Annotated in this window: 10 protein-coding genes and 1 pseudogene; 8 read left to right on the forward strand and 3 right to left on the reverse strand. The window is 64.9% G+C overall.

The annotated features are described in order from the left end of the window. Nucleotides 1-8: 8 nt before the first annotated feature. From A3736_RS12460 to A3736_RS12470, 3 genes and pseudogenes are all read right to left on the reverse strand, one after another. Nucleotides 9-704: pseudogene (locus tag A3736_RS12460) on the reverse strand (nitroreductase family protein). Beyond that, complete coding sequence (purL, locus tag A3736_RS12465; protein WP_067683431.1) at nt 689-2923, reverse strand: phosphoribosylformylglycinamidine synthase subunit PurL; 2235 nt, start codon at nt 2921-2923, stop codon at nt 689-691. The pseudogene A3736_RS12460 and the gene purL overlap by 16 nt, the downstream one beginning before the upstream one ends. A 10-nt stretch (nt 2924-2933) precedes the next feature. Further along, on the reverse strand, nt 2934-3614 hold the full coding sequence (locus tag A3736_RS12470; protein WP_067683432.1) for a hypothetical protein: 681 nt from the start codon (nt 3612-3614) through the stop codon (nt 2934-2936). A 129-nt stretch (nt 3615-3743) separates the two neighbouring features. Between A3736_RS12470 and A3736_RS12475 the strand changes: the two genes are divergently transcribed. The 8 genes from A3736_RS12475 to A3736_RS12510 all read left to right on the forward strand — a co-directional run bounded on the left by A3736_RS12475 (nt 3744) and on the right by A3736_RS12510 (nt 10007). Further along, nucleotides 3744-4010, forward strand: a complete 267-nt coding sequence (locus A3736_RS12475) for an exodeoxyribonuclease VII small subunit (RefSeq protein WP_067683433.1) — start codon at nt 3744-3746, stop codon at nt 4008-4010. A gap of 5 nt (nt 4011-4015) precedes the next feature. Next, nucleotides 4016-4921 carry a polyprenyl synthetase family protein gene (locus A3736_RS12480; protein WP_067683451.1) on the forward strand — a complete coding sequence of 302 codons (906 nt, stop codon included), beginning with the start codon at nt 4016-4018 and terminating at the stop codon, nt 4919-4921. A gap of 17 nt (nt 4922-4938) precedes the next feature. Then, on the forward strand, nt 4939-5451 hold the full coding sequence (coaD, locus tag A3736_RS12485) for a pantetheine-phosphate adenylyltransferase (RefSeq protein WP_067683435.1): 513 nt from the start codon (nt 4939-4941) through the stop codon (nt 5449-5451). 93 nt (nt 5452-5544) lie between these two features. Continuing rightward, a complete protein-coding gene (locus A3736_RS12490; protein ID WP_067683438.1) occupies nt 5545-6246 on the forward strand; it encodes a peptidylprolyl isomerase in 702 nt (233 codons plus the stop codon). A gap of 25 nt (nt 6247-6271) precedes the next feature. Beyond that, nucleotides 6272-7300, forward strand: a complete 1029-nt coding sequence (gene queA, locus A3736_RS12495; protein ID WP_067683440.1) for a tRNA preQ1(34) S-adenosylmethionine ribosyltransferase-isomerase QueA — start codon at nt 6272-6274, stop codon at nt 7298-7300. Between the two features lie 9 nt (nt 7301-7309). Beyond that, nucleotides 7310-8245 carry an ABC transporter ATP-binding protein gene (locus tag A3736_RS12500; protein ID WP_067683442.1) on the forward strand — a complete coding sequence of 312 codons (936 nt, stop codon included), beginning with the start codon at nt 7310-7312 and terminating at the stop codon, nt 8243-8245. Beyond that, nucleotides 8242-9006, forward strand: coding sequence for an ABC transporter permease (locus A3736_RS12505; protein WP_067683444.1), 765 nt, complete (start codon nt 8242-8244; stop codon nt 9004-9006). The genes A3736_RS12500 and A3736_RS12505 overlap by 4 nt, the downstream gene beginning before the upstream one ends. Nucleotides 9007-9026: 20 nt before the next feature. Beyond that, a complete protein-coding gene (locus A3736_RS12510) occupies nt 9027-10007 on the forward strand; it encodes a YdiY family protein (protein ID WP_067683453.1) in 981 nt (326 codons plus the stop codon). Nucleotides 10008-10017: the final 10 nt, after the last annotated feature.

Raw genomic sequence — 10017 nt, forward strand, 5'->3', positions numbered from 1 at the left:
ACCGAGATCTAAAGCCAGCTCGCAATCGTATCGAGCGGCTTCTTGCGCAAAGCATGCTCGGGCACGGTCGCATGCCTCGCCGGATGCCCCGCCACCACGATCATCAGCGGCTTTTCCCATTCGGGCCGCCCGCAAATGTCGCGCAGGAATCCCATGGGCGAGGGCGTGTGCGTCAGCGTCGCCAGCCCCGCCTCGTGCAGCGTCGCAATCAGCATCCCGCAAGCAAGACCGACGCTTTCGGTGACGTAATAGTTCTGCGCTGCGCCGTCCTCCGCGATCCCGCCCTTGCGCTGCGCGAAGCAGACGATCAGCCAAGGCGCCGTTTCGAGGAAGGGCTTGGCAGCATCGGTGCCGAGCGGATCGAGCGCGGCGAGCCATTCCTCGCTGGCCTTGGGCGCAGTGTCCTCCGCTCCGTAAAACCGCCGCTCTTCAGCCTCCGCAGCCTCGCGAATCGCGCGCCTCTTTTCCGGCGAGCCGATGACGGCGAAATGCTAGGGCTGGTGGTTGGCGCCGCTGGGCGCGGTGCCGGCGGCGCGGATGGCGTATTCGATGACCGCGCGCGGCACCGGCGTGCCGGCGAAGGCACGACAGGACCGGCGGGTCGAAAGCCGTTCGAAAGCGGCCTGCGCGCGGGCGATCCGCTCTTCCTCCGACAGGTCTGGCCGTGTCGGATAGGGAGAAGCGCCGCTCAGCTTTCCATCCATTCGCGGAAGAACCGCGTATGCGCTGCGCGAAGATCTTCGATGCTCTTACCGAACAGCGTGTCGCCGCCGGTGCGCCCGATGCGGCGGAATCCGATCGAGGCGGTTTCCGCGTTCTCGGTTCCCTTGGCGAGCGCTGCGTTCAGCGCCTCGGTATCGGGCACGGTGACGATGTAGCGGCCCTGATCCTCGCCAAACCACCATTGCGCCTGGGTATAGTCCTGGTGCCATTCGACTTCGGCGCCGATCCCGCCCGCCATCGCCATTTCAGCGAGCGCGACGGCGAGACCGCCATCGGAGACGTCATGCACCGCGCTGACGAGACCGTCGGCGATCAATTGCAGCACGATCTTGCCCGCATTCTTTTCTACCGTGAGGTCGGTCGGCGGGGTGCGCCCTTCGTCGCGGCCATGCACCACGTCGAGCCAGAGCGACTTGCCGAGATGCGAGCGTTCCGGATCGGGCGTGGCCCAGCTTTCCGCGCGGATCAGGTAGATCGCCTCGCCGTCCTGTTTGAACGGCATGGTCATCATCTTGTCGTAGTCCTCGATCAGGCCCACGCCACCGATGGCGGGGGTGGGCAGGATCGCGGAGCCGCCGCCGGTCGCCTTCGATTCGTTGTAGAGCGAGACATTGCCGCTCACGATCGGGAAATCGAGCAGGCGGCATGCCGCGCCCATTCCGTCGAGCGCGTGGACGAGCTGCGCCATGATCTCGGGCCGCTGCGGATTGGCGAAATTGAGGCAATTGGTGATTGCCAGCGGCCGCGCGCCGACCGCGCAGAGATTGCGATAGGCCTCGGCCACGGCCTGCTTGCCGCCTTCGAAGGGATCGGCATGAACGTAGCGCGGCGTGCAATCGGTGCTGATCGCGAGCGCCTTTTTGGTGCCGTGCACGCGGACCACACCCGCATCGCCGCCGGTCTGCAAGGTGTCGGCACCAACCTGGCTGTCATATTGCTGTGAGATCCAGCCTTTCGACGCGAGATTGGGGCTGGCGAGCAGCTTCAGCAGATCCTCGCCCACATCCTGCGTATCGGGCCGCTCCTTCATCGGGGCGATTTTGGCCCAGGCGGCGTAGTCTTCGCGGCTGAGATACGGACGGTCGTATTCGGGGGCGTCCGCGGCGAGCGGGCCAAGCGGGATGTCGCACACCACCTCGCCATCGAATTCGAGCACCATGTGGCGCGTATCGGTGACTTCGCCGATGACGGCGAAATCGAGTTCCCACTTTTCGAAAATCGCCTGCGCCATTTCTTCCTTGCCGGGCTTCAGCACCATGAGCATTCGCTCCTGGCTTTCGCTCAGCATCATCTCGTAGGGAGTCATCCCCTCTTCGCGGCAGGGCACTTTGTTCATGTCGAGCCGGATGCCCGCCTTGCCATTGGTGGCCATTTCGACGCTGGAAGAGGTCAGGCCCGCCGCGCCCATGTCCTGAATGGCGACGATCGCGTCGGTTGCCATCAGTTCGAGGCAGGCTTCGATCAGCAGCTTCTCGGTAAAGGGATCACCGACCTGCACCGTGGGCCGTTTGGCTTCGGCGTCTTCCTCGAAATCCGCGCTGGCCATCGTCGCGCCGTGGATCCCGTCACGCCCGGTCTTGGAGCCGACATAGACGATGGGGTTTCCGACGCCCGTGGCCGCCGAATAGAAGATCTTGTCCGCATCGGCGACGCCCACGGTCATCGCGTTGACGAGGATGTTGCCGTCATAGGCAGGGTGGAAATTGGTCTCGCCCGCCACCGTCGGCACGCCGACGCAATTGCCGTAGCCGCCGATGCCGGCAACCACGCCCTTCACCAGATGCTGCATCTTGGGATGCTCGGGCCGCCCGAAGCGCAGCGCGTTCGCATTGGCGACGGGGCGCGCGCCCATGGTGAAGACGTCGCGCAGGATACCGCCCACGCCGGTCGCCGCGCCCTGATAGGGTTCGATGTAGCTGGGGTGGTTGTGCGACTCCATCTTGAAGATCGCAGCCTGCCCATCGCCGATATCGATCACGCCCGCATTCTCGCCCGGTCCGCAGATCACCCAGGGGGCTTCGGTCGGCAGCTTCTTCAAATGAAGGCGACTCGATTTATACGAGCAGTGCTCGCTCCACATGACCGAGAAAATGCCGAGCTCGACCAGATTCGGCTCGCGTCCGAGCGCGTTCAGCACGCGCTGGTATTCGTCTTCGGACAGCCCGTGCTGGGCGACGACATCGGGAGTGATTGCGCTCATGCGCCGCGCCTTAGCCGCGCGCGCTCGCCACTGCCAGTCCGGTTTGCCGTTTATGCCACCGCGTTCGCCCGACCCAGGTCGCAAGCAAGGTTAGAATCGCGAAGGCCGTCAGCGAGGCGATCGGCAGCCATATGCTCATCCGTGTGGGTTCAGGCGCGAACCAGTTGGCGGCCTGAAACAGCAGCATGACAGCCATGAGGATCAGCGGTGGAATCACTGGCCCTTTGGTGGCGCGCATATACCAGAGGAAGGCGAGAAAGGTGATCGCCAGCTCCAGCGGCATCGCGATCGCGGGGGTGTTCCAAAGTCCCAAGCCGAATTTCTGTGGCCCGCCCGCCAAAGTCAGGTCGGGGCGATGGACGAGGAAATCGATCAGCCAGTGGCTCAAAACCACCAACCCCGCCCAGGTCGCCGCAACCGCGTTGCGCGACAGGCGCCCCACGATCAGGCCGAAGCCGAGCGCGAACACCGCCGTTCCCAGAAGGCTGTGCGTATAGGGCATGTGATGGAGATCGAGCGGGTTCATCGCGGTGATGCCGGGGACAATGCGCATGTCCTCGATTCCCAGCATCAAGAGGAGGAAGAGCGCCCAGTCTACCAGCTGCGCCGCCACGAACAGCGTACCCAGTTTCGGGCTTTCGGACGAAATCGCGCCGGCGGCGAAGGCGGGCGCCCAATGGCCTATGAACATGCGGACCGCCCCATGGCCTTTTCCCCGACGGCCTCGTCCACGATTGCGCGCGCCATTCCCGTCTCCCCCGTGGCTTTCCCCGCCACTTTACTTGACCGGCGCGCGGCGCGCGGTCAATGCTCGCGCCCCATGGACCAGGATGCCCGGGGCGATGCGACGCCCGCCATTTCCGAAATGAGTTTCGAGGACGCGCTGCGCGCGCTCGAAGAGATCGTGCGCAAACTCGAAAGCGGGGAGGTGACGCTCGATCGCAGCATCGACCTTTACGAGCGGGGCGAAGCCTTGCGCACGCATTGCCAGGCCCGGCTCGACGCGGCGCAGGCGCGGATCGAGAAGATCGTGACCGACGGGCAGGGGCGTGCCAGCGGCACCGCACCCTTCGACGCGGACTCGTGACCGCGATGAATACCCTTTCTGGCGACGATCTGCTGAAATCCTCGCTGGCGCGGGTGCAGCAGGATATCGACAGCGCCTTCGACGCGTATCTGCCGGTGCCAGACGACAGCCGCGCGCGCCTGGTCGAAGCGATGCGCCACGCCACCATCGGTGGCGGCAAGCGGGTGCGCCCGCTGCTCGTCGTGGCGGTCGCCGATCTCTATCGCGTCGACCGTTCCGCCGCGATCGCCGCAGGCTGCGCGGTCGAAGCGATCCATTCCTATTCCCTGATCCATGACGATCTGCCCTGCATGGACGATGACGAATTGCGCCATGGCAAGCCGACCGTCCACCGCGCCTTCGACGAGGCGACCGCGGTGCTGGCGGGCGATGCGCTGCACGCGCTCGCTTTCGATATCCTGACGCAGAACGATGTCAGCTCCGATCCCTTCGTGCGCAGCGAACTCGTTTCCGTGCTCGCGCGGGCGAGCGGGCACGAGGGCATGGCGGGCGGCCAGGTGATGGACATGGCGGCGGAAGAGCAGGATTACGACCTGCGCCAGGTGACGCGCCTGCAGCAATTGAAGACCGGCGCCCTGCTTGGCGCGAGTGTCGAGATGGGCGCGATCCTGGGGCGCGTTCCGCCCGAAGGGCGCGGCCATCTGCGCGCCTATGCCCGCGATATTGGCCTCGCCTTCCAGATCGCCGACGACCTGCTCGACGTGGAGGGGGACGAGGCGCTGGCCGGCAAGGCGCTGCGCAAGGACGGCGAGCAGGGCAAGGCGACCTTCGTGACATTGATGGGCGCGGAAAAGGCCCGCGAACAGGCCCGCGCGCTGGTCGATCAGGCGGTGGGCCATCTGTCGGGGCACGGATCCGACGCGCGACTGCTCGAGGCGCTGGCGCGCTTCGTCGTCGAACGCGATCGTTGAGCGGGAAGGGACGAGACATGAGCAAGCGCATCGGTATCTATCCGGGCACTTTCGACCCGATCACGCTGGGGCATGCCGATATCATCCGGCGCGGTGCCAAGCTGGTCGATCACCTCATCATCGGTGTCACCACCAACCCGTCGAAAAACCCGATGTTCGACACCGAGGAACGCCTCGCAATGGTCCGGCGCGAGGTCGAGGCCATGGGACTTCGCAATGTCGAAGTCGTCGGGTTCAACGCGCTGCTGATGAAATTCGCCAAGGCGCAGGGGGCCAGCGTGATCGTGCGCGGTCTGCGCGCGGTCGCGGATTTCGAATACGAATATCAGATGGCCGGCATGAATCAGCAGATCGACGACGATATCGAGACGGTGTTCCTGATGGCGGACGTCTGCCTGCAACCGATCGCTTCCAAACTGGTGAAGGAAATCGCTTTGTTCGGCGGCGATATCGAAGCCTTCGTCAGCCAGGCGGTGTGCGAGGACGTGGTCGCGCGGGTCGAGACGATCGGACAGCGCGGCGATTATTGACGCCGCATCGCAGCTGCCACCCTATTCATTGAAACGACAGCGCGCGCCCGTTACAGCCGCCTCCGACCCCCAAACAATCACGATGGATATACGATGCTGAAGGTCACCACCGCCCTGTGCGCTCTCGGCGCTTTGACGCTGAGCCCTGTCGCCGCGCAGGCCCAGGATGCGGCCGAAACGCCCGCGGCGCAGCCGGTCTACGAACAGATCGACTACAATATCGAGAACGACCGCGAGAACATCCTGCTGCTCGACCTGTCGAATGGTGAGCGTGTCGCGATCCGCCTGATGCCGAGCTGGGCGCCCAACCATGTCGAGCGGGTGAAAACCCTCGCTCGCGAAGGGTTCTACAACGGCGTGATCTTCCACCGCGTGATTGACGGCTTCATGGCGCAGACCGGCGATCCGACCGGCACCGGCCAGGGCGGCTCGCAGCTTCCGGATCTGGAGGAAGAGTTCAACCCGATGCCGCATATCCGCGGCACGGTCGCGATGGCCCGCGCGGCAAGCGAAGACAGCGCGAACAGCCAGTTCTTCATCGTCTTCTATCCGCGTTTCGCGCTCGACAAGCGCTACACCAATTTCGGCCGCGTGATTTCCAACATGGCGGCCGTGGACGCGATCCAGCGCGGCGAGCCGCCGCAGAATCCGACGCGGATCATGCAGGCTTCGATCGCGAGCGACAACCGCCCGCCGGTTTCCATGCAGGCGATGCGTGCGCCCGGTCCGCAGACTGGCCCGCAGGCCGGTGAGGACATGACCGCAGCCGATCTCAACGCGCCGCTGGAGGAGTGATCCGGCCGGGCCGGTCCCGCTTTCGATGAAGGTCGACCTTTTCGATTTCGAGCTGCCGCCCGAGCGGATAGCGCTGCGCCCGGTAAGGCCGCGCGATGCGGCGCGGATGCTGGTGGTGCGCCCCGATGGCCCCTTCGAGGATCGCGGCGTACGCGATCTGCCAGCGCTGCTGCGCAAGGGCGATGTGCTCGTCTTCAACGACACGCGCGTGATTCCGGCTCAGCTCGAAGGCCGCAGGGGCGAAGCGAAGATCGGCGTGACGCTGCACAAGCGGATCGACCTGCGGCGCTGGCAGGCTTTCATCCGCAACGCCAAGCGCGTGAAGGAAGGCAATATCCTCACCTTCGGCGGCGGCGTAACGGCCGTGGCGGAAAGCCGGCACGAAGACGGCAGCTGGACGCTGGCCTTTCCGGGTACAGAACCGGTCGAATTGCTGCTGGAACGCGCAGGCACCATGCCGCTTCCGCCCTACATCGCGGGCAAGCGCGCCACGGACGAGGCCGACCGCGAGGATTACCAGACCATGTTCGCCGCGCGTGACGGGGCGGTGGCGGCACCCACCGCATCGCTGCATTTCACGCCCGAACTTGTTTCCGCGCTCGACGAGGCGGGGATCGGGCGCGAAATCCTGACGCTGCATGTGGGGGCGGGCACCTTCCTGCCGGTCAAGGCCGAGGATACCGCCGACCACCGGATGCACTCCGAATGGGGCCGGATCGAGCCGGACGTCGCCGAACGCCTCAACGCCGCGCGGGCATCAGGCGGGCGGTTGATCGCGGTCGGGACCACAAGCCTGCGCCTGCTCGAAAGCGCCGCCACGCCCGAAGGCACCATCACCGGATGGGAAGGCGATACGGACATCTTCATCACGCCGGGCTACCAGTTCCGGGCCGTAGATGGACTGATGACCAATTTCCACCTGCCGAAATCGACGCTGTTCATGCTCGTCAGCGCCTTGATGGGGCGCGAGCGGATGCAGGCCGCTTACGGCCATGCGATCGAGAGCGATTACCGCTTCTATTCCTATGGTGACTCCTCACTCCTGCTGCCCTAATCGAGGGCTGTGCTCGAACCCATTCTCGAAATCGCCGGTCTGTCCAAAGTCTATCCCGGCAGCCTGAAAGCCCTCGACGATATCGATCTGACCATTCGCCCGGGCGAGATTTTCGCTCTTCTGGGGCCGAACGGGGCGGGCAAGACCACGCTGATCGGCGCGGTCTGCGGTCTGGTTCGGCCCAGTTCGGGCAGGATTTCAGCATTCGGCTACGATCTGGCGCGCGACTGGCGCAAGGCGCGGGCACGCATCGGCCTGGTGCCGCAGGAACTGGCGACCGACATGTTCGAACCGGTCGAGCGCGCCGTCGCCCATTCGCGCGGCCTGTTCGGCCTCGCCCCCGATCCCGCCCGGATCGAGGAAATCCTGCGTTCGCTGTCCCTGTGGGACAAGCGCGGGGAACGGATCATGGCCCTTTCGGGAGGGATGAAGCGCCGCGTTCTCATCGCCAAGGCGCTGGCGCATGAGCCCGACCTGCTCTTCCTCGACGAGCCGACCGCCGGGGTGGACGTGGAACTGCGCAAGGGCATGTGGGCCATCATCGAGACGATGCGCGCGCGCGGCGTCACCATCATCCTGACGACGCATTACATCGAAGAGGCCGAGGAGATGGCCGACCGGGTCGGCATCATCCGCAAGGGCAAGATCATCATGGTGGACGATAAGGACGCAATGATGGCGCGTCTTGGCCGGACCGAGGCGCATATCACGCTCGCCCAGCCGCTTACCGAACTGCCGCCCGCGCTGGCGGCCTATCCCGTCGAACTGGAGGCGGGCGGAACCTCGCTATGCTATCGCGGTGGCGACGGTACGGGCAAGGGCAAGGGCGAGGTGGCGGCGATCACCAAGGCGCTGATCGGGGCCGGGATCGACTACACCGGCATCGATGTGCGCGAGAGCAGTCTGGAGGACATTTTCGTCTCTCTGCTGGGAGAGGACGCATGACCGGTTGGCGCTCGACCTGGTCGATCTACACGCGCGAATTGATGCGTTTCCTGCGCACCGCGTTCCAGTCCGTGCTTGCGCCGGTGCTGACCACCGCGCTTTATTTCATCGTCTTCGGCGCGGCGATCGGCGGGCGGATGCCCGACCTCGGCGGCGTGGAATATGGCGCCTTCATCATTCCCGGCCTGCTGATGCTGACTTTGCTGGGCGAGACGACCAGCAATTCCAGCTTCGGGATCTACATGCCGCGCTTCACCGGCACGATCTATGAATTGCTGTCCGCGCCCGTCGGCGTGGCGGAGACGCTGATCGGCTTCGTCGGCGCGGCGATGACCAAGAGCCTGATCCTGGCCGCGATCATTCTTCTCACCGCGCGCCTGTTCGTCGATTATTCGATCGCGCACCCATTCCTCGCCGTGATCTACATCATGCTGGTGGCCGCCGCCTTCAGCCTGTTCGGCTTCATCCTCGGCATCTGGGCGGACAATTTCGAGAAGCTGGGCATCATTCCCATGCTGTTCCTCACCCCGCTCACCTTCCTTGGCGGAACCTTCTATTCGATCGACATGCTGCCCAAGCCCTGGGACACGATCGCGCTGTTCAACCCGATCGTCTATCTGGTCAGCGGGCTGCGCTGGACGTTCTACGGCAGCAGCGATGTGGACATCGGGATCAGCTTCGGAATCACGCTCGGCTTCCTCGCCCTGTGCGTGGCGGTGATCGCATTCATCTTCAAGACGGGGTGGCGATTGCGCGCCTGAAGATTTATGGGGCAGGGGCTATGACGCTACGCCTTCGCCATCTTTCCCCGCTCCTCCTGTGTGTCGCCGCGCCGGTATTCGCGCAGGACGATACGCCGCCGGTCTCGCAGGCCGAACCCCTGCCCGAACCGGTGCGCGCCATGCTGAAAGCCGCAGCCGAAACGAACGATCCGGCGGTTTTCAACGCCGTGACGGCGACCGCGCGCAAGACCAATCCCGACAGCGCCGCAGAGATCGCCGCGCTCGAAAAGGATTTCGCCGAGACGCTCAGGGAGCGCAAAGCGCAACTCGCGATCGTCGAGGAGCGCGAATTGCGCGAAGCCGGTCTGTTCCAGAACTGGTCCGGCAGAGGCGAATTGGGTGCGTTCCGATCGACCGGAAACAGTGAAAATGTCGGCCTTACCGGCGGGCTCACGCTGGAGCGCGAGGGGATCGACTGGACTCACAAGCTACGCGCGCGCGCCGATTACCAGCGCTCGCGCGGGATCACGAGCCGCGAGCAGTATTTCGCTTCGTACGAACCGCGCTACCAGATCGGTGAGCGCCTGTTCGCCTACGGTCTCGGCCAGTTCGAGAGCAATCGCTTCCAAGGCTTCGACGCGCGATATGCCGTTTCGGGTGGATTGGGATATAAGGTGGTCGAAAACGACAGCCTGCAAGTGTCGGTCAAGGGCGGCCCGGCCTTCCGCCACACCGAATTCGTCAGCGGAGACCAGGAAAGCAGCCTCGCCGCGCTGCTCGGTTTCGACTTCGACTGGACCTTCGCCGAAGGCCTGAAGCTCACTCAGGACGCGAACGCCGTCGCCGAGGCGGGCGGGCAGGCCGTGGCCCTGATCGGCGGGCCCAGCACCACGCTGTCGCTGGTGACCGGGCTCGATGCGAAAGTCAGCGACCGGATCACGACACGCTTTTCCTATTCGCTCGATTACGACAGCGATCCTCCCCCTAACGCCGTCAGCACCGACACGCTGACGCGCTTCACTCTGGTCTATGGTTTTTGATCCCGCCGCG

Origin of the sequence: Erythrobacter sp. HI0063, assembly GCF_001635685.1 — a bacterium.
GTDB lineage: Bacteria > Pseudomonadota > Alphaproteobacteria > Sphingomonadales > Sphingomonadaceae > Qipengyuania.